Annotated in this window: 15 protein-coding genes, 1 tRNA gene and 5 pseudogenes; 10 read left to right on the plus strand and 11 right to left on the minus strand. The window is 65.1% G+C overall.

What is annotated here, in order from left to right; genetic code table 11:
• Window positions 1–2 precede the first annotated feature (2 nt).
• From AB8998_RS16310 to AB8998_RS16320, 3 genes are all read right to left on the minus strand, one after another.
• On the minus strand, window positions 3–1748 hold the full coding sequence (locus tag AB8998_RS16310; protein ID WP_369738817.1) for a helix-turn-helix domain-containing protein: 1746 nt from the start codon (window positions 1746–1748) through the stop codon (window positions 3–5).
• 482 nt (window positions 1749–2230) lie between these two features.
• Window positions 2231–2761, minus strand: a complete 531-nt coding sequence (locus AB8998_RS16315) for a YbhB/YbcL family Raf kinase inhibitor-like protein (protein ID WP_369738818.1) — start codon at window positions 2759–2761, stop codon at window positions 2231–2233.
• 41 nt (window positions 2762–2802) lie between these two features.
• Window positions 2803–4176, minus strand: coding sequence for a M20/M25/M40 family metallo-hydrolase (locus tag AB8998_RS16320; protein WP_369738819.1), 1374 nt, complete (start codon window positions 4174–4176; stop codon window positions 2803–2805).
• Between the two features lie 90 nt (window positions 4177–4266).
• Between AB8998_RS16320 and AB8998_RS16325 the strand changes: the two genes are divergently transcribed.
• Window positions 4267–4352 (plus strand) — tRNA-Leu (locus AB8998_RS16325).
• Here the strand turns inward: AB8998_RS16325 and AB8998_RS16330 are convergent.
• Both AB8998_RS16330 and AB8998_RS16335 read right to left on the minus strand, forming a co-directional pair.
• Window positions 4334–5200: pseudogene (locus tag AB8998_RS16330) on the minus strand (recombinase zinc beta ribbon domain-containing protein); the annotation flags it as partial. The gene AB8998_RS16325 and the pseudogene AB8998_RS16330 overlap by 19 nt on opposite strands.
• A 153-nt stretch (window positions 5201–5353) precedes the next feature.
• Window positions 5354–6357, minus strand: a pseudogene (locus AB8998_RS16335) (IS5 family transposase).
• 412 nt (window positions 6358–6769) lie between these two features.
• Here AB8998_RS16335 and AB8998_RS16340 point away from each other — a divergent pair.
• On the plus strand, window positions 6770–7114 hold the full coding sequence (locus tag AB8998_RS16340) for a helix-turn-helix domain-containing protein (protein ID WP_369738284.1): 345 nt from the start codon (window positions 6770–6772) through the stop codon (window positions 7112–7114).
• A gap of 26 nt (window positions 7115–7140) precedes the next feature.
• The gene (locus AB8998_RS16345) at window positions 7141–8190 is read left to right on the plus strand and encodes a transposase (RefSeq protein WP_369738131.1); all 1050 of its coding nucleotides are present in this window, start codon (window positions 7141–7143) and stop codon (window positions 8188–8190) included.
• 146 nt (window positions 8191–8336) lie between these two features.
• Here the strand turns inward: AB8998_RS16345 and AB8998_RS16350 are convergent.
• The 3 genes and pseudogenes from AB8998_RS16350 to AB8998_RS16360 form a co-directional block, all read right to left on the minus strand.
• Window positions 8337–8510, minus strand: a pseudogene (locus AB8998_RS16350) (transposase); the annotation flags it as partial.
• Between the two features lie 110 nt (window positions 8511–8620).
• Window positions 8621–9451 carry an ExeA family protein gene (locus tag AB8998_RS16355; RefSeq protein ID WP_369738281.1) on the minus strand — a complete coding sequence of 277 codons (831 nt, stop codon included), beginning with the start codon at window positions 9449–9451 and terminating at the stop codon, window positions 8621–8623.
• Between the two features lie 55 nt (window positions 9452–9506).
• Window positions 9507–10085: a Mu transposase C-terminal domain-containing protein gene (locus AB8998_RS16360; protein ID WP_369738821.1), complete on the minus strand. Its 579-nt coding sequence runs from the start codon at window positions 10083–10085 to the stop codon at window positions 9507–9509.
• 151 nt (window positions 10086–10236) lie between these two features.
• Between AB8998_RS16360 and AB8998_RS16365 the strand changes: the two genes are divergently transcribed.
• Window positions 10237–11472 carry an IS256 family transposase gene (locus AB8998_RS16365; protein WP_369741377.1) on the plus strand — a complete coding sequence of 412 codons (1236 nt, stop codon included), beginning with the start codon at window positions 10237–10239 and terminating at the stop codon, window positions 11470–11472.
• Between the two features lie 30 nt (window positions 11473–11502).
• Here AB8998_RS16365 and AB8998_RS16370 read toward each other — a convergent pair whose 3' ends face one another.
• The 3 genes from AB8998_RS16370 to AB8998_RS16380 all read right to left on the minus strand — a co-directional run bounded on the left by AB8998_RS16370 (window position 11503) and on the right by AB8998_RS16380 (window position 14765).
• Window positions 11503–12303, minus strand: coding sequence for a DDE-type integrase/transposase/recombinase (locus AB8998_RS16370; RefSeq protein WP_369738822.1), 801 nt, complete (start codon window positions 12301–12303; stop codon window positions 11503–11505).
• A gap of 72 nt (window positions 12304–12375) precedes the next feature.
• Window positions 12376–13011 (minus strand): helix-turn-helix domain-containing protein, encoded by a 636-nt coding sequence (locus tag AB8998_RS16375; RefSeq protein ID WP_369738277.1) that lies wholly within the window; start codon window positions 13009–13011, stop codon window positions 12376–12378.
• A gap of 77 nt (window positions 13012–13088) precedes the next feature.
• Entirely contained in the window at window positions 13089–14765 is a 1677-nt protein-coding gene (locus AB8998_RS16380) for a transposase (protein ID WP_369738823.1), read from the minus strand.
• 84 nt (window positions 14766–14849) lie between these two features.
• Between AB8998_RS16380 and AB8998_RS16385 the strand changes: the two genes are divergently transcribed.
• From AB8998_RS16385 to AB8998_RS16410, 6 genes and pseudogenes are all read left to right on the plus strand, one after another.
• Window positions 14850–16267 (plus strand): IS3 family transposase gene (locus AB8998_RS16385; protein WP_475582073.1). Its coding sequence is split into 2 segments (ribosomal slippage): window positions 14850–15195 and window positions 15195–16267, totalling 1419 coding nucleotides; the frame shifts between segments, so codons are not numbered across the junction.
• 1085 nt (window positions 16268–17352) lie between these two features.
• Window positions 17353–17571, plus strand: coding sequence for a hypothetical protein (locus AB8998_RS16390; protein ID WP_369738825.1), 219 nt, complete (start codon window positions 17353–17355; stop codon window positions 17569–17571).
• Between the two features lie 6 nt (window positions 17572–17577).
• Window positions 17578–17913 (plus strand): type II toxin-antitoxin system VapC family toxin, encoded by a 336-nt coding sequence (locus AB8998_RS16395; RefSeq protein WP_369738826.1) that lies wholly within the window; start codon window positions 17578–17580, stop codon window positions 17911–17913.
• Window positions 17914–18104: 191 nt separating this feature from the next.
• A pseudogene (locus AB8998_RS16400) lies at window positions 18105–19032 on the plus strand (IS5 family transposase).
• A gap of 400 nt (window positions 19033–19432) precedes the next feature.
• The gene (locus AB8998_RS16405; RefSeq protein ID WP_369738827.1) at window positions 19433–19588 is read left to right on the plus strand and encodes a hypothetical protein; all 156 of its coding nucleotides are present in this window, start codon (window positions 19433–19435) and stop codon (window positions 19586–19588) included.
• 68 nt (window positions 19589–19656) lie between these two features.
• Window positions 19657–20111: pseudogene (locus tag AB8998_RS16410) on the plus strand (type II toxin-antitoxin system Phd/YefM family antitoxin).

Genomic DNA, 20111 nt, shown 5'->3' on the forward strand with positions numbered 1-20111 from the left:
TGCTATCCCTCGAGTCGCCACGCATCGTGATTGACGTCATTCATGCGGCTCAATCCGCGGTGCTGGAATTGGCTTGAGAACGGCAGGTCAATCGACAGTTTTCCGAGGACGTCCGCCAGAAGCAACGCGCCCGTCGCGTATATGGCCACGGCGACATTCGGCGAGGCCTCGGCATTTATGTGAAATGGCATGTCAGAACAGAAATGCATGGCCTCGTTGAAGTTGATCTTCAGATCCATTTCGTCAAAATCGGCGCCCAGAACTTCTTCGACGACGCCCTGCATGGAGTCCTTCAACCGCCGGTACAGTCCGACGAGATACGGCGATCTGAAGCCCAGGTCGACCACGACGGTGTCGTTCACGACACGATGCCTTACCTCATGTCGGCCCTCGTGCAGCAAGTCGTACATTCCGTTGTAACTATGGGCCAACTTCCCGATGTCATAGTAAATATCGCACGCGGGATAGCCACGCGGATCAACCAACCAGAACTTGTCCGACTCCTGGTCGTACAAGATGTTCTCCAGATGCAAATCGCCATGAATGTAGGGCGACACCCCGGGGGGCGCCAATTCCGCCACCGCACGACCGCTCCGCTCCAGCTCAAACAGCATCGCCGGGATGTTAGGAATAACACGTCCGTTGACCTGCAGGCAACGACTCTCTATCAGCGGAGCAAATCCTGGGTCCAGGTCGATAGTAACCCCGAGACGATTCCAGACACGACTGAAATGATAATCCTGCACATAGGTCGAGGGTGTCTCCGTCAAATGTCCGAGATACACCTCGTTGTATTCATAATCGAGAACCTTTCTGAGTACGGACGCCGCCCGCTCGGGTGTGATACGAAGATTCAGCAATAAATCACGGAGATTGGGGTAACCGACATAGTCGAGCCCGATACAAACGGCATCGCCCTCTTCGTGGGAAAACAATAACTTGGGATAATGGCGGCGAAGCGGTTCCGGAAGTCGCCCATAGAAACGCTTCTCGTCACCCAACTTCACCGAACCGCGGCCTTCGGCTTGCTTACGAAAATATTTCTGCACACCCGACTTTGCGAACGAGCCCCCGACGCGGACCGCATCGTTGGCCACGAGTTCATCAACCGTGTATTGGTGAAGATTCCTCGTGCTACTCAATTTCCGGAGTTCGCAGTCGAAATCACGGGGATCGCTGCAATTTATCTGCAGCACATCCCCACACGCGAGACGGGCGGCGGCTATGCGGCCGTTGTCGTTGGGATCCCACACGATGAAATGGGAGGGCAAGCGAACCGACCTCAACGTCAAGAGCCGCACCACCGACGGTATCAACTCCCGGCCAGAGCGGATGAGAATTACCTCGTCTGCGGGCGAGCAGCTATCCATCAACTCACCCAGGTCATCATTGGCGTAGAGAGTCAGGACATCGCTTACGCCGTACCGTTGCAACTCGTATTTAATCGATTCGTGTAGAGCGTCCGGCCCTTCGTCCGCATTGCTCCGTTGAGATTCGTCGACGATTATTCCGTGCACACGCGGGCCGCCCCCGAGCGCCGCTTGGATGAACTCGCCGAGCGGGGCACCCAACAGCTTCGCGAACCTGTCGAGCACGGTGACGTCGGTCAGGACGACTTCGCCACGTTCGACCTGCGACAGCCAGCTACTGGGTTTGCGCATCTCCTCGGCGAGCCGCTCACGCGACCAGTCGCGTTCGACTCGGTACTGGTAAACGAGGTCGGCGATGGTGGCTTCAGGCTCTGCCACGGTGCCCCATGAGCGGTGATCGGTTGGCCGCACCGCTCGCGGACCGAGGCCGTCGCGGCGTGGGTCTGCCGACGCTGTTCCTCGACGGGCGATCGCCTCGCGACGGCAGGGCCCCCCTCGGAGGGGCCACGAGCGGGTGTCGCCGAACGGGCCGCGGTTGGACGCCGACGGTGGCGCGCTCGTAACGGGCGGTCGCGGCGACCGCGTCCAAGCGCCGCGTGTGCGGCGCCCGGCTGTGGCGGTCACGGACCTTCAACTCGATGACGAGTGCAAACATCAATGGCCTTCCTGGCTCATCACGATGGGGTTGCGGCATCGACGACGTTAGCGTCCGCCAGCAGCCAGGCTACCCAATCGCCTCGCGGAGGTGATGCACCGCCCGAACGGGATGGGCCCGAACGGGATGGGATTGTCGGCGCCGACCGGGCGTTCGCCCGGCAACCCACGCGCGCGCAACCCCGACGGGATCCGACCGGGCCGCCCTAACGCTGTTCGTAGGTGCCGTAGATGTAGGCCCGTGCGATCGCGTGCTGGAAGAGGTTGAACCCGAGGAAGGCGGGGCTGGCGTCCTCGGTGAGGTCCAGCTTGTCGACGTCGACGGCATGGACCGCGAAGTAATACCGGTGCACGCCGTGGCCCGGCGGCGGCGCCGCGCCGACGTAGCGGCGCATGCCCGCGTCGTTGACCAGGGTCACCGCGCCACCCGGGAGTTCACCGCCGGCGCCGGCGTCCTCGGGCAACTCGGTGACGTCGGCGGGCAGGTTGGCCACCGCCCAGTGCCAGAACCCCGACAGCGTGGGGGCGTCGGGGTCGTAGCAGGTGACCGCGAAGCTGCGGGTCCCCTCGGGGAACCCCGACCAGCTCAGCTGCGGGCTGACGTCCTCACCACCCGCTCCCATGATCCCGCTGATCTGCGGTGTGGCCAGCGGTTCGCCGTCGGTGATCGAGTCGGACGTCAGGGTGAACGTCGGCAGCTTGGGCAACGCATCGTACGGGTCGGGCGGCGAGCTCATGGGGCGTTCCTCTCGTGACGTGATGTTTCGGGCTAACTCGGCTAACAATGGGTCAGGAAATGTGCCAGCACCTCGGTGCCGAACCTCAACGAGTCGACGGGTACCCGCTCGTCCACACCGTGGAACAGCGCGGCGAAATCCAGGTCCGGCGGCAGCCGCAGCGGGCTGAAGCCGAAGCAGCGAATACCCAGGCGCGCAAAGGCTTTCGCGTCAGTTCCGCCGGAGAGCATGTAGGGTACCGTCCGGCCGTCCGGGTCGAGCGCCAGCACCGCAGCGTTCATCGCGTCGACCAGTTCACCGTCGAACGTGGTCTCGTAGGACGGCAGGTCCCGGATCCATTCCCGCGTCACGTCCGGGCCGATCAGCTCGTCGACCTCGGCCTCGAACGCCGCCTTGCGGCCCGGCAGGATGCGGCAGTCGACCACCGCTTCGGCGGTGGCCGGAATGACGTTGGCCTTGTAGCCCGCCTTGAGCATCGTCGGGTTGGCGGTGTCGCGCAGCACCGCGTTGAGCATGCGGGCCATCGGGCCCAGCTTCTCGATCGTTCCCTCCAAATCCGGTGAGTCCGCGTCGAACGCGATGCCGGTCTCCTCGCGCACGGCGGCCAGGAACTGCGCGACGGCGTCGGTCATCACCGCCGGGAACCGGTGCCGACCCAGCCGGGCGACTGCCTCGGCGACGGCGGTGACGGCATTCTTGTCGTGCACCATCGAACCGTGTCCCGCCGGGCCCCGGGCGGTCAGCCTCATCCACGACAGGCCCTTCTCGGCCGTCTCGATCAAGTAGAGCCGGCGTTCGCCGCCGTCGCGGCGCGGCACGGTCAACGAGAAGCCGCCCACCTCGCCGATCGCCTCGGTGACGCCCTCGAACAGGTCGGGACGGTTGTCGACCAGCCAGTGCGCCCCGTAGTGACCGCCGTGCTCCTCGTCTGCGACGAAGGCGAACACCAGCTCGCGCGGCGGCACGACACCCGCCCGCTTCAACTGGCGGGCGACCACGATCATCATGCCGACCACGTCCTTCATGTCGACCGCGCCGCGGCCCCAGACATAGCCGTCCTCGACGGCGCCGGAGAACGGGTGCACGCTCCATTCGGACGGCTCGGCGGGCACCACGTCGAGATGCCCGTGGATCAGCAGGGCGCCGCGGGCGTTGTCGGCGCCCTCGAGGCGGGCGAACACATTGCCCCGGCCGGGCGCGCCGGACTCGACGTACTCGATCCGGTAGCCCACCTCCGCAAGCTGCTCGGCGACCCAGCGGGCGCACTCGGCCTCGCCGCGCGTCGTCTCCAGTTCACCGGTGTTGGTGGTGTCGAACCGGATCAACCTGCTGACGACCTCGACGACGTCGTCGCCCGGGTTGTCGGGAACCCCGGCCTCCCCACGATCAACGGTCACAACCCAAATTCCTACCATTGCCGGGGGCCGTGGGCCGTCTCAGCAGCTGGGTTGGGCGGGCGCAGGCCGATCCGATAGCCTTAGCTGCCGACCCGTGCGGTTGGTATTGTCCGAGTGGCGGAATGGCAGACGCGCTAGCTTGAGGTGCTAGTGCCCTACTAATGGGCGTGGGGGTTCAAGTCCCCCCTCGGACACATCCGGCGACACGACTCAAGTCGGCCGTCGCCTTGACCCGTCGCAGGTAGGGATCGTAGTCAAGACGCAGACCCAGGCTTGCGTACACCTGTGCGCGTTCCGCCCCGGTTGCCTCACCAAGCACGGCTGACAGCCCACCCAACTCCTCGACCAATTCGCTGATCTGCGCGGCAGATATGGCGCGGGGTCTTTCGGCTCGCTCAAGGCGGGCCTTCAGCTCGTCGCGCTCGGCGGTGCGGCGACGCAATGCAGCGGTCAAGTCCTCAACGGCCACACCAGACTCCAGGGCGGTAACGAGGGCAGTCACCTTGCCATTCGCCTCGCTGAGCTGGCGCTGCAGGGCGGCGTACCCAGTTCCTGATGCCGGGTCCGCGTCCTGCCCGCGTGCGAGGTCTTCCGCATCGGCCAGGGTGGCGATCCATTCGTCGATTCGCGCTGTCACCTCGTCTTCACGGAGGTAGACGGTGCGGGGGTGATCGCTGAGGTCTGCAGGTACAGAACGCGACTTACCTAGCTCACAGCGGTAGAGGATGCGGGTCGTTCGCTTCCCTACGCGGGCGGCGCCCTGCATCCGCCGTCCACATGCGGCGCAGAACAGCAGCCCACGCAGCGCATACGGCACCGTCGATTCTCTGCTGCAGACGAGGCCGGGGCCCCGCCGCGCCTGTGTCCGAAGACGAACAGCCTGAGCCAAATCGTCAGGGATCAGCGCTTCGTGCGTCCGGCGGTCCGGTGCGATCCAGTCGGCCTGATCACGCCACCGCAGCCGTGTCTCGTACCCAGCGGCGACATCGTCAGGGTTGACCAGGACCTCGTATTTCTCCTGCTTGCCCCAAACGCGGATACCTAGGGAAGCGCTGATCAAAGGGCCGTTGTGAGCGGTTGGACTTCGGGTCTTCCTCGTAGGGGCTGTGGTGGGACATCGCAGTGGCTCTGGCTGGCCCCGGGCCTCGGTTCGAAGGCTTGCGGGGCCGGTTTTGGGCAGGCTGACGCTTGGCCGTCACCCCATCAGGGCGACGGCGCGGGCCCGCATCAGCCAGTTCGCCGAGGCGAACAGCATGTGCAGGTGGTTGAGGTTCTTCGCTATTCCGCGGTAGCGGGTCTTGGCGAACCCGAAGTCGCGCTTGACGATTAAGAACGGATGCTCGACCTTGGCCCGCACCGACGCCTTGCGGGTCTCGCTGGCCCGGTCGTAAGGATGCATCGCCTTGAGCTCGGTCTTGCGGGCAGCCACCCGCCACGCGATCTTCGACTTGCGCTCGTCGCCGGTGATCTCGGGGCGCTTGTGCGCGCCCCGGTAACCCGAATCGGTGTAGACCACCTCGTCGTCATCGCGCACCAGGTTGGCCGCCTCGTCCAGGTCATGGGTGTTCGCGGGCGTCGCGGTCACCGTATGGACGTACCCCGTGCCGGCGTCGACCCCGATATGGCCCTTCATACCGAAGTACCACTGGTTGCCCTTCTTGGTCTGGTGCATCTGCGGATCACGCTCGCCCGCAGCGTTTTTGGTCGAGGACGGTGCGGCGATGATCGTGGCGTCGATGATGCTGCCCCCACGCATGATCCAGCCTTCCTCCTCGAAGATCTGGTTCTGCGCCTCGAACAGCTTCTCCCCGAGCTTGTGCTTCTGCAGAAGGTGGCGAAAACCCAGCAACGTGGTCGCGTCGGGAACCTGCTCGACAGCGAAGTCGAGCCCCATGAACCGGCGCATCGCATAAGAGTCATAGATCGCCTCCTCCACGCCCTCATCCGACAGCGAGAACCACACCTGCAGCAGGTACATCCGCAGCATCGTCTCGATCGGCTTGGCCTTGCGGCCCCGGGTCATGCCCGCTTGCCCGGCGCGTCGATGTAGTAATGCTGCTCGATCAGCCCCACCCACACCGCCCACGGGATCGTGGCATCCATCATCTGAAGAAATCGCTCACGGCGAGACACCCGCCGCCGGTTGCCGTACTCGATATCGGTGAAACTGGGCTGCTGGCTATCCACGACCCCGATCATTTCGCAACATCAGCCACCCAGGTGCCACCCAGGCCAGACGCCGGGCCGGACTACCACCGAATAAATCCGCGCTTCCCTAGATATGTCGGGTTGTCGAGTATGGCGCGGATCGCCGAATGCGACCCCCTCTCTGTCAACCTTGGGTGAGGCACCCGTCCCCTGACAATCAGTGACTCGAGGGCGGGGATGGAGAGCTTCCCCGAGATGACAAGCAAGGTGACCACGTTGGTGCGAGCGACCGGGATCGAAGATCCTAGGACGGCGCTGATGTAGTGACCTCCAGCAGGGCGGGGATTTCGCGGTATCGGGGTCTCGACGGCTGGGTGTTTTGCGTCTGACTTCGCGATAGAGATCGGTGTGTCGATCAGACGACATCCGACGGGTTCTCCGAGCTCTCTTGGAGGATCTGATCATGTCCGAAGCAAACTCTGGTGGCGACCGCTCGCACCGTCGCCCGAAGCGGTTCTTGAGCCCGTCGCAGAAGTACGAGATATGGCTGCAGCTGGTACGCCAGGAGGTGACGATCGCCGAGGCCGCCGCCAACCATCAGGTGGATCGCACGACGATCATGCGCATCCGCACGATCGCCAAGGAAGGTGCGCTGGCCGCGCTGGCGGCAGCCAAGCCAGGCGCGGCGGCCCGCCAACGCGACTACGAACTCGATGCCGCCAAGGCCGAGAACGCGCGGCTGTCCGAGGCACTCAAGGAGATGGCCGTGCGGCTGACGTTGGTCGAGGGAAAAGGGCGCTGGGGCTAAGTGGCCGAGTCCCACACCGTGTCGACGTGGCCACCAAGACGGCGCTGTTGGGCTTGCTCGACCAGGCGGTCGATGAAGGTTGGACACTGCGCCAGGCATGCCATGCGTTGGAGCTCGGCGAGCTGCGGGCACATCGCTGGATCGCTCGCCGAGCGATCGGCCAGCTGGTCGACAAGATCCCTGGTGGGTCGCCCATGCATGGGCTGCTCGACGAAGAAGTCAGCGAGATCTTGGCGTTGTTCGACCAGTGGGGCGAGACCGACCGCTCGCACCGCAAGCTTGCTCACCGCGGCTCTTATCTGGGCCGGGTATGGGTGTCACCGTCGAGTGTTCGTCGGGTCCTGTTCTTGGCGGACAAGCACTTTCGACCACTTCCCAAGCCTGGACGTTCTCAACGCAAGCCCTTCCCGGATTGGGTGGACTACAAGCCGAACTCGATCTGGATTTACGATACGACGCACTTCACCAGGGCGGGGATGGCAGTGTTGATCATTCAGGATTTGGTCTCGCGCAAGTGGATCACCGAGGTCGTCTCCGCTGAGGAAACCTCCACCCAGGTCGAGATCGGGTTCACCGACGCGCTCGACATCGAGGGACTCCTGCAGGCCGTTGAGCGACGCGCCGACGGCCTGGTCGATATCGGCATCGACGACCAGGCCCGGCCGATCCTGCTCGCGGTGTCCGATAACGGTCCCCAGATGACGTCGGGCTCGACGCGGGAGTTCATGGCCATGTCTGCGATCGCCCAGCACTTCGGACGCCCCGGAACGCCGACCGATCAAGCCTGGATCGAGAGTTTCAACGGGCACCTCAAGGCCGAGTTCCCGCACCTGCTCGCGATCGAGGACCCCGCCACCCTGCGCGCCGAACTTGCCGTCACCCGCCAATTCTGGAACGGAGTCCGGTTGCACGCCGGCATCGGCTATGTCACGCCCAACGACGAACACGAAGGACGAGGGGAGGCCATCCGCAAAGCACGCCAAGCCGGGCTCGAATCCGCCCGCAACCGCCGACTTGCCTGGCACCGCCAGCAAAGGCACACTCAACCCATACAGGATCCCGACGATGTTGTCTGATCAAACGCGAATGTCTATCGCAAAGTCAGAAACACCTCAGCGGGGATTTCGCGGTATCGGGGTCTCGACGGCTGGGAGGGGCTTGCGCTGGCTGATATTAATGGGATCGTAGGTGGCCTGGTGGCCTGGTGGCCTGGTGGTCCCGATCAGGCGATGGCCCAGCCCCCGGCCGCTGAATGCAGGCCCAGGCTGGCCAATCGGGCGAGGTTGATCGCGCCGGCTCGGGCGAGGATGTCGGTCAGGATGCGTTGTTGTCCGCGGCAGCGAGCCTTGCGACCACCCCAGGGGCGCCGGGTGAAGTGACTGATGTTGCGCGTCACTGATCTTGGACATGGTGGCGTCATTCCTGTTGAGGCTGGTTCGGGTGTGAAATAGCCCCGCTCAATCGTGTCGAGCGGGGCTGTCGGTGGTCGTGATGTCGCGGCGGTGCTCAGGGTGTCGCGGGCTGGATGTCGTGGTTGGTTTCGGTGATCGCCGATCGTGCGCTGGACTCGTCGACGAGGTTTTTGCCTGCGGCGCAGGCGGCGATGAGCGCGGCGATGGCGAGCCGGTTGACACCGCGGGGCTTGCCGCGACCGGAGTCGTGGATCAGGGCGAGGGCATCGTCGGTGAACAGCGGGTCGGATCGGCCGGCGAGCTGTAGGTGGTGGCGGATGTATCCGGCGGTCTCCTCGCTGGTCATGCCGGTCATGGTGCGGCGCACGGTGATGCGTTGTTCCAGGGCGGCCAAGATGCCCAGGGACATTTTGGCGGCGAGTGTGGGTTGGCCGAGAAGTATTGTGGCGAACGGTGATTCGGTGTCGAGACGGTGATTGGTGAGCAGCCGCAGCGCTTCGAGGGCGTCGTGGGAAAGCAGGTGGGCCTCGTCGATGCACAAGATGGGGACGCGGCCGCGTTCGGCGGCTTCGGCGGCCAGCGCATCGCGGGCTTGGGGAACCAGGGCGGCGTTGTGGAAGCTGGGCCGGCAGCCCAGCGCGGTCACGATGTGGTGGTAGATGCCGCGGGCGGCGACGGTGGGGTCGGGGATGTAGATCAGGTGGTGACGTGCCGGTTCGGCGCGCTCGATCGCGGCGCGGGCGGCGACGGTCTTGCCGACACCGACTTCGCCGGTGATCACGGTGATACCGCGGGTGGCGATGCCGTAGCCGATGCGGGCGGCGGCCTGGGAGTGGTCGGCACTGGGAAACAGCATGCCCGGCGCCAGGGCGCGGCCGAAGGGCATGGTCGTCAAACCGAAATAGGATTGGATCTTGTCGAGCATGATGGTCCGTTCCCCGTGGGCTCGCCACGGTGGTCGAGGTGGATAGCGTTGCTGCTTAAGGGTTTTGCGGTCCGGTTTGGTCGTGGCGGGGTGCTTGGATGTCGCTGTCGGCCAGGGCGAGATAGTTGATCGCCTGACCCACATCGGCTTGATGTGCCTGCTCCAGCAGGTGCAGGTAGTCGATGCCGGTGGCTTGCACCGGTGCGGGGATGTCGGGTTTGACCGCGGGGTGGGTGTGGCGGCCGATGGTGTGCGGAATGGCCCGGCCCATCGCCTTGCCCTGGTATTCGATGTCGATGACGGTCAGGTCGAACGGGGTGAACAGCAGATCCACGACACGGCCGACCAGGGCGGGGTCGAGCTCATAGCGGTTGCCGTGCAACGACACCGTGGCGGTGGCGGTGACCCTGCGCTGCTCGCGCCACAAAAACGCGCGCCGCAAAAGCCCCGCGTCCGGGCGCGGCGCCGGGGTGCGGCCCTGGGCGTGATAGCGCGCCAGCGGGGTGGCGCCGGTTTCTGAATGCACGCTGCGGTGGTAGTGCTGGTGGCACCAGGCGGTGAACAACCGGTTCAGCTCCTCGAGCGAGGCCACCTCCCCGGCGGCCTCGATCTCGACCAGGAACTGGTCGCGCACGGTGCGGTTCCAGCGTTCTATTTGGGCGTGTCATTCCATCTGTGTAAGTCCGGGGTGGTCCATCATCGGACCGCCGTTGGGCGGACAGAAGGAGTGTTTTGTGACCAAGACCATGCAGATGCCGGCTGAGGAGACGACCGCGGCGCGGCGGCTGGCCGAGATGTTCACCGAAGAGACGCTGGACTCGTTGATTAAGGATGCGGTGAAGACCGGGACCCCGATCGACGGCGCGGACGGTTTGCTGAACCAGCTGACTAAGGCCGTGCTGGAGCGGGCGCTGAATGCGGAGCTAACCCACCATCTGGGTTATGAGGCCGGCGATCCGGCCGGACGCGGATCGGGAAATTCGCGCAACGGCACCACGCCGAAAACGGTGACCACCGTCAACGGCCCGGTGCAGATCGATGCGCCGCGTGATCGCAACGGCTCGTTTGAGCCGGCGATTGTGCCGAAGAAGACCCGCCGGCTCAACAACATCAATTCGGTGGTGTTGTCGCTGTATTCACGGGGAATGACCACCCGCGATATCGAAGCCCACCTGCAGGAGGTCTATGGGGCGTCGGTGTCGCGGGAGTTGATCTCCAATATCACCGAGGTGGTGGTCGATGAGATCAAGGCCTGGCAGGCCCGCCCGCTCGATGAGGTCTACCCGATCCTCTACATCGATGGGCTGCGGCTGCGGATCGGCGACAACGGGGTCATCACCACCAAGGTCGCCTATTTGGCCATTGGCGTGGATCTGGAGGGCCGCAAACACGCCTTGGGCTGCTGGATCCAGGACTCCGAGGGGGCGAAGTTCTGGCAGAAGGTCGTCATCGACCTGCGCAACCGCGGGGTGCGCGACATCCTCATCGCCTGCTGCGACGGGCTGACCGGTCTGCCTGATGCGATCCGCTCGATCTATCCCGATACCGTGGTGCAGACCTGCGTCGTGCACGTCATTAGGAATGCGATGCGCTTCGTGTCTTATAAGGACCGCAAGAAGGTCGCCACCGCGATGCGGGCGATCTACAGTGCGCCGACCGTCGATGGAGCCGAACTCGCACTCAAGGAGTTCGACCAGCAATTCGGCGCCCAATATCCGGGTGCAATTGACGTGTGGCACAACGCCTGGGGGGAATTCGTTCCGTTCCTGGACTATCCGGTGGAGTTGCGCAAGATCGTCTACACCACCAATGCGATCGAGTCGATCAACTTCCAGTTGCGCAAGATCACCAAGAACCGTGGTCATTTCACGGACAAGGACGCCGCGATGAAGTTGCTGTACCTCGGGCTGCGCAACATCTCCAGCGAGAGAGGAGGCTATTCGGGTACTGGAACGCACAACTGGACTGTGGCGCTCAACACACTCGCCAGACTATTCCCTGGGCGAATCCCATTGTGCTAGAATACAACTCGTAGTCAAATCACCTCTGACTTACACAGAAATCGTGACAGGCTCTTCTATTTTGCCCCGCCCTTGCGGTTTTCCGGGCCGGCTGTGCACCAGCGCGATGTCGAGCACCGCCGCCGACCAGGCCAGCTGACCGCTGACGTAGGCAGCTCCGTTGTCGCAGTACAGTTTTCGCGGGCAGCCGTGGGTTTTGACCGCGTCGTGCAGCGCGGCCTGCATGCCCAGGGTGTCCTCGCCGTGGCCCCACCGGTGCCCGGGCACGTAGCGGGAGTGGTCGTCAAGCAGCGCGAACAACACCGCCCGGCGGCCGGCGACGATCGGGCCGTGCAGCCCGTCGCTGATCCACATCTGGTCGGGCGCCTCGGCCTCGAATCGGCCGAACGCGGCCGGCGGGTTGCCGTCCGGGCGGGTGTTGAGCTCGAGCCGGGCGAAGTGGCGTTGCAAAGTGCGCGCCGAGGGCGCCCACCCCTGCTCGGCCTCCACGATGCGGGCGATGTGGGCCGCAGTACGGGCGGGGTGTTCGCGCTTGAGCCGCGCCGCGAGCTCCAACACCTCGGCGTCGGTGCGCGGGGCCACCTGGCGTTCGGGCGGGATCAGCGCGTCGAACCCGCCGGCCCGCCACGCCCTAATCCAGCGGTCCAGGCTGGCGCGGGACACCGTCACCGGCTCACCGGATGGGCCCAGATGCACCTGGGCGGCCAGCTCCCGCACCAGCCGACCCCGCTCGGTCGCTGACAGGCCCGGATCGGCCAGCGGCCTAATCAGCGCATACCGGTACAGCGCGATATCGCGCGCCCGCTCGGCCCGCGACTTCTTCTTCGACATCTATTGGCACCTCAACGCTTCCCACGGTCGACGGCAGTGACGCGCTCGACCCTGACGCGCCGAGGCGGCCGTTCACAGACGCGGGCTCATGTTGATCGACAACGCCGCCACCGCCGGCGGCCCCGACCCCAACAGCCAGCCACCCGAGCACGCCGCCACCAGCTCGGCCGCCGACACCTCGAACACGGCCGAACCGGCCACCCGGCGCACCGCCGCGCACGCCACACCGATCTGGGCGACCGCATCGGCGACCGGGCTTGCCGCAGGAGCCAGACGATCCATGTCGGCGCCGGTATTGGCGTGGCGTTCCAGCCGGGCGAACCCGACCCGGATCGACTCGGCATGCACGCAAAACCGCGACAGCCAGCCCCGAACCGTGGAGGCCGGGCGACCCGCCGCCGCGCAGATCCGCCGCCACCCCCAACCCGCCGCCCGGGCCAGCAGCGCCGCCCAAATCACCGAAACCGCGTCGACCCGCCGGCCCAGACAGAACCGGGGTAGCAGCACGTGTGAGCGGCCACAGCCCGCCGCGCTCGAACAGATCGCCCGCCGCGGCCAGATCCGCTCCACCACCGCCGTCGCACGACGCACAAACCGCGGCGCGGCGTGCCCCCACGGCGCCAACCGCTGCCCGCACCGCGGGCAGCTCAGCACGCCCGAGCGCAACTGACGTTCAACAACAACAGGATCGACACCTACACTGAGCAACGACGCCTCCGGGCGTTCGGACGGCCCTTCCCAGTAGCCCAGTCAAAGCACGTGGGAAGGGCCGTCGACTTTCAAGATCACCCGGACCCTAAACCGACCGTCCTCACCGTGACAGCACCACCCACAACCCGCCCGCCGGTCGGCGTCACGCCCAGCCCGTCCTCAACCCACATGACGCACCACCACCCCGCCGTGCTCACCCAAAGAGTCGCGCCACAACTGATCTTGCGTTCCACAACCGGCCGATACGTTCGGTAATCGGTCTGCCAGGCCGGGTCGCGTTGGCGGGCCTTGGCCAGCTGTAGGGCGGCCTCATGGGCATGGATGGTGATCACCCGTCCACGGCGGGCTTTGGTGCATTGCGCCCGCAGCGGACACGACCCACACAATGCCCCGAAGCGAGCGACCTGCTGACGCCGCCCGGTGCTGATGGCCACAGTGTGCTCGGCCGGGCAGGTGACGGTGCCCGCAGTCAGGTCGATACCGAACTGGTCTTTGGAATAGCCGTTGGCGTTGCGCACCGGGGGCACTTTGGCGCGCATGTCATGGCCACGTTGGGTCTGCTCATCGAGGGTGGCCCCATCAGCGTAAGCCGAATCGCCATACACCTCAAAGACATTGGGCTCCGACTCGTTTCGCACATGCTCACCGTGATCGGTGATCGTTTCATCGGCATCGGCATCGGCATCGGCATCGGCATCGGCATCGGTGGCGGCATCGGTGGCGGCGGAATCGGGTGCAGCACTCGTGGTGTCGGTGACCGGGTTGCCCAGCAGCTCGTCGATGACCTCACGGTCGGCGGCGTTGGCCGCGGTGACGGCCACCGCGGTGATCAGCTCGTCATCGGGATCGATACCCAAATGGGACTTGTAGCCATCGAAGGTCCGCGCCCGCGACTTATGCCCATGGCGGGCCTCGGTATCAACGGTGGAGATCAGCCGATCCCGGGCCACCCGCCTCGCGATGCGAAACACCCCGTCGTCGCCGGCCTCGACGTCCTGGCCGGCCACCAGCGCCAGCAACTCGACCGCCTCACCGAGTGCCCCGTCAAGCTGGCGGCCATCGCAGGCCTCCAGTGCTGCCTTGGCGTCGCGCACCAGCGCATCGACCAAGGCTTCACGCGCCGTGGGATCGTCCCAGTCACACGGTGGTTTTCCCAGGCTGGCGTAGTCATCGTCGCGGGTCAGCACGGTGCGCACCGCACCGGCCACCTCCGGATCGGCCCGATCGGCCACCGCCAGTAGTTTGCGGATCGCGGCCCGCAGCTGGATCACCGTGTCCTGGGTGGCCACCGCATCCAACAGCGGAGTGGAATCGAGCACCCGGCGCCGTCCCCGCAACAACCCCGCCGCCCGCGCCGTGGTGTTGACGTCCTCGAACAACCGCCGTGGCCGATCCGATGCGCGTAGCCGGCTGCGCATCCCGACCAGCACCGTGGGATGAAACGCCTCCGCATCCACGGTCAACCCGGCGGCCGCTTTCCAGCGCAGGTCAAAGGCCAGCCGGTCGCAGGCCTCCCGATCCGAAAGCCCCTCGTAGGCCTGCAGCAGCATCACCGCGGCCATCACCCGCGCCGGCACCGTTGGCCGACCCAACGCCGAACGCTTGAACACATCAGCGAAATAATCGTCGTCGAACAGTGCACCGCCGTGGTCGGCCAGCAGCCGATAGATGCTGCCCGCCGGCAGCTGATCGCCGACAAGCAGCATCACGTCATCGAACCGGCCCTGCCGATTTTCCCGTCCCAAAGCCACGCATCTGATCCTCGCCGCCCATCCATGCGAAACCCGCTCAGCCACGCCGAAAGTCAGCGACTAAAACAGCACCGTCCTAGTCGGGTGTCCGACGCTGAGACGCAACGTCCCGATCCGCAGGTGCCCGAGCGGGCCCGGCGGCGAACGTTCACGGCGCAGTACAAGCTTGAGATCTTGGCGGCCTACGAGGCCGCCCCTGAAGGTGAGAAGGGTGCACTGCGCCGCGAGGGTTTGTACTCCAGCCACATCGTGGAGTGGCGGCGGGCCCGTGACGCCGGCGCGCTGGCGGCGCTGGCCGCCCCGCGTGGACGCAAGCGACGCGACCCACAGGCCGAACGGATCGCCCGGTTGGAGGCCGAGAAACACCAACTGGAGCAGGAGCTGGCCAAGACCCGCTTCGTGGTGGATGTCCAGGCAAAACTGCACGCGCTCTTGGAGACGCTCTCCGAGAGCGCGGAGCCCGAGAACGGGTCGATGAAGTGAGCGACGCAGCGATCGTCGAGCTGGCGCCCAAGATCGGCGTACGCAACGCCTGCGATGCCGTCGGTGTCGCCCGAGCCAGCTACTACCGCCGGCACCGGCAAAGCCCGCCATCACAGCGGCCGGCGCCGATCCCACACACCGACCGGGTGCAGCCGCGTGCGTTGTCCGGCGCCGAGCGGGCCGCAATCCTCAATAAGTTGCACAGCGAGCGGTTCGTCGACACCTCGCCAGCCGAGGTGTGGGCCACCCTGCTCGACGAAGGCCGCTACCTCGGCTCGATCTCGACCTTCTACCGGCTGCTGCGGCAAGCCGGCGAGAGCCGGGAGCGCCGCCGGCAGGCCACCCACCCAGCGACGGTAAAACCCGAGCTGGTCGCGTTCGAACCGAACCAGGTGTGGAGTTGGGATATCACCAAGCTGCGCGGCCCGGCGAAGTGGAGCTGGTACTACCTGTACGTGATCTTGGACATCTTCTCTCGTTACGTGGTCGGATGGATGGTTGCCAGTCGCGAAAGTGCCGCGCTCGCTGAGGTATTGATCCGTCAGACTTGCACCAAGCAGGGCATCGGGCGCGACCGGTTGACCATCCACGCCGACCGTGGCTCCTCGATGACCTCCAAGCCGGTGGCGTTCCTGCTCGCCGACCTCGGTGTCACCCAGTCGCACTCGCGCCCGCACGTCAGCAACGACAACCCCTTCAGCGAGGCGCAATTCAAGACGTTGAAGTATCGGCCCGATTTCCCCGACCGGTTCAACTCGATCGAGGCCGCCCGCCGGCACTGCCAGGTCTTCTTCGGCTGGTACAACGACGAACATCGCCATACCGGGCTGGGTTTGCACGTTCCCGCCGACGTGCACTACAGCACCGCCGCGATCATCCGTGACAAGCGCGCCGGTGTGCTCGACACCGCCTACGCTGCACACCCAGAACGGTTCGTGCGAAAGCCGCCCGAGCCGCCGAAACTGCCCAGCGGTTCATGGATCAACAAACCAGACGACACCCAGGAGGCCACTCAGTAAATACCACCCAACGGTGCCTCATTCAGGTTGACAGATTCCGACTGGAAAGCGCGCGACGCCGAACACAGGGGTTCGCGGGTGACGACGGCGGCGCGTGAGGGTCCACGGACTCGGGGCGTTCTCATCCGCTCCACATCCGCCGCGGCATCGAGTGAGGCTGTCCAGCCGATACCGCAGTCGATACCGCAGCACTTCCAGACCCGTCCAGCTCAGGCCAACGCGACAAGCCGCATCGCCGCAGCTAGAAACAGGTATTTCTCGAACGCGCCAACTCCAGCCAACCCAGCAAACACCCAGGTACACCGATTGTGAGTCCGTCAACACGCTAAGCCGCGGCCCCGAGCCACTGGTCGGTAATGGTTTCCCGACCCACGTAATCATGCCGGGTGGCGGAAGAGTGTCAGGTTAGTCAATCTTGTTCTGCCACAAGCTGTTCTCTGGCACGCCAAGGGCGAAATTGTGGTGTCGGGCTTGGTGAGCTGTCAACGCTCGAACCTACCGTTCGACCGCATGCGGCTACGGCCTTGACAGCTCACCGCGCCCGACACATATTCGGCACCTACCAGGGAAACCCCTGGCCGTCCCACGTCGCCGAACGCAAGTTCGCCAGGCCTTCCCCCACAGCGGGCGCTACTTCCGGCGGATGCGCGGCCCGCATCGCCGCCGGGCACATTCACCTATTATCCGCGGTGCATTCACCCTGCGCGCCCGCGGATTTCGCGATTACGGGCTGAGTGTCAAGTTCGGAACCGAACCCGATCACCTGCGACACCGTCTCGCCGTCCTCACCGCCGTGGCGTTCGACGGTGAGGGTCGCGCCGACCACCACGCCCCCGACCCAGCCACCTCGGCGCGACGTCGTACCCGCTTGTCGCCCAGCTACTCAATCGTCTCGACAGAGCCGGCCCGCCCCACGACATCAAAGCACGACCGGCGTCAGTGCGCGTGCACATACGGCCCGCCGACTGGCGCTGGGGCAGCAGCCCAAGATCAACTGATCCTACGATCGTGGACTCGCAGTCAGCGGCGGCGCACCGGACCGCAACAACGCCCCGCATGTCGCGTTGGCCTGGCACAATGAATCCATGACCACCCGCGAGCGGCTACACCTGCTTGTTGACGCTATGGACGACGAGCAGGCAGAGCGTGCGCTACGCGCAGTCGAGCCGATTGCGCAGTCCCGCTCTACCCGTGCTGACGCCGGTCGCCGACCGGTGCCTGAGTTCGTTGGGAGCTTCGACAGCGGACGCCACGACCTATCCCAACGGGTGGACGAGCTGCTCGCGGACGGCTTCGGCCGCTGACCGTTCGTGGTGATTCTGGTAGACACCAACGTCATTGTGGCGTTGGCGGATCGGTCCGACACCGCACATGAACGCTGCCGCCGCTGGCTGGAAGAACAGACCGAGGAGCTCGCCTTTCCGATCACCGTTTTGGCCGAGGCATGCTACCTCATCGATCGGTTCGGTGGTCCGAACGCCGAGGCCCAGTTCCTCGACTCGGTTGGCAGTGAGCCCGCACGCCGATTCCGCCCAGTGAACCTCACTGACCCCGACCTGCGGCGAATGTCCGAACTCGTCCGGCAGTACGCCAGTGGGCATGACCCGCCGATCGGCGGTTGGGCGGCACCGACGCCTCGCTGGTAGCAGTCGCCGAACGGCTTGGGGTCGCCACCATTGCCACCATGAACCGCAGGGATTTCGACAACGTCCAGCCTCGCCATGTGCCTGCGTTCACCGTCGTCCCCACCTGACCCGTACAGCATCCGCGCCCGCCGTTCACCCGAGCTAGGGCGTGTCTCCCAATTTTTCGACTGTTGACCAGCCAGGATTGGCTGGTGACGCGGATTGGTGTGATTTCTGACGAGTTCTGGGCGGTGGTTGAGCCGTTGATGCCTTCGCATGAGGGCAAGCGGGGCCGGAGGTTTGGTGATCACCGGTTGATTTTGGAGGGGATTGCCTGGCGGTTTCGCACGGGATGCCCGTGGCGGGACCTGCCCGCTGATTTCGGGCCATGGAAAACGGTGTGGAAGCGTCATCACCGATGGTCGCTGGATGGCACCTATGACGTGATGTTTGCTCAGGTGGCGCACGCCTTCGGGTTCGACGCCGAGATGGCCGGCGATATCGAGAAGCTGTTGTCGGTGGATTCGACGAACGTACGGGCGCATCAACATTCGGCGGGTGCCCGGTCGGACACGCTGGCAAAAGGGGGCCCTGTCGAATTACAAGAAATCCGCCGATGAACCCGACGACCATGCAATTGGGCGTTCGCGAGGCGGGCTGACCACCAAGATCCACACCCTGACCGATCAGCGCGAAGCTGTTGTCGCGGTCCGGTTGACCGCTGGCCAGGCCGGCGACAATCCGCAGTTGCTGCCTTTGCTCGACGACTACGACCACGCCTGCGCTGAGCACGGTGTGACCGGTGGCGACTTCCGATTGCTCGCCGACAAGGCGTATTCACACCCGAGCACGCGCACCGAATTACGTTCCCGAAGAATCAAGCACACGATTCCCGAACGCAAAGACCAGATCGCCCGGCGCAAGGCCAAGGGATCGGCCGGGGGTCGCCCACCGGCGTTCGACGCCGAGCTCTACGGTCTGCGCAACACCGTCGAACGAGGCTACAACCGGCTCAAGCAATGGCGCGGTATCGCGACCCGCTACGACAAATACGCCCTGACCTACCTCGGCGGTGTCCTATTGGCCTGCGCCGTAATCCATTCCCGCGTCGGAAACAACCAATTGGGAGACACGCCCTAGCCACAGCCAACTGCAAACTCGGTCACGCGTGTCGCAGGTGGCCAACTCCCCCCTCGGACACAATTTATTAGCTAAAAATATGGGCAAATCTGCTCTGCCCTCGATCGGAGAGGATTTTCTGGATTTGCTGATATCGATTGGGCATCGCGTTGATGTGCTAGATCTGTCATACGGCGGGAACAGCGAATATCCCATTGCGGTGCTATGCCGCGGGGTGTCGCGTGGTGCTCGTGCGGAGCGAGCACAGGACGATCGCAGAAGAGCATGACGCATTCAGCGGGCTCGCGTCTCTGGCAGCCGGTGAGTCTTGCGGGGCGGCTGTTAGCTACGGGGCGCGCGGCCCGGGTCGGGTGGCGTGTCGCGCGTGCCGCCTTCGGCCTCTTGGTGCCACGATCCGGTCATGGGGGATCGCCTGCGTGAAACGATGGATGGGACACTCGGCCATTTCTGGATGAATTTCGGCGATGTGTACAACCTCGACAAGGCAGCAGATGGCTACGTGCGGCTAGCCGACCCGGCGTCCGACACCGAAGCGCTGCCGTCTCCATGCAGCTGACTACGAAACGCCAGCTGCGCCGAAGTCCCACCGGAGACGGCAAACACCTTCCGCCGCAACACCTTCGGATGCAGCTTGGGCGGAAGGCGACCAGCCACCAGGACATCGACCGTCTCGGCGTCGCCAGCACCGCGGACGAATCGGTGTATCGGCCCGTTGCCACCTCGCCTCCGGCTTGCGCAGGTTAATCTTTCAGGTCGTCGTTGCCGCACTCAGGAGTGACACGTACAAATCACGGTTCAGTGAGTGTACAGTTCACGGTGTGGAGGTATCCGTGACCGAGTTGCGCGCGCACCTCAGCGATTGGCTCGATCGAGCTCGGGCTGGTGGTGAGGTCGTCATCACCGACCGCGGGATTCCGGTCGCGCGACTCGCTGCGCTGGACAGCGCAGGCACCTTGGAGCGTCTCACGGCTGAAGGCGTGATTGGCAAGGCCAACGCGCAGCGGCCCGTCGCTGCGGGTCGGTCCCGGCCCCGACCGCGGCGGCCGGTGTCTGACCGGGTCAGCGACCAGCGGCGCTGA

Source organism: Mycobacterium sp. HUMS_12744610, from assembly GCF_041206865.1.
Classification (GTDB): Bacteria; Actinomycetota; Actinomycetes; order Mycobacteriales; family Mycobacteriaceae; genus Mycobacterium; species Mycobacterium servetii.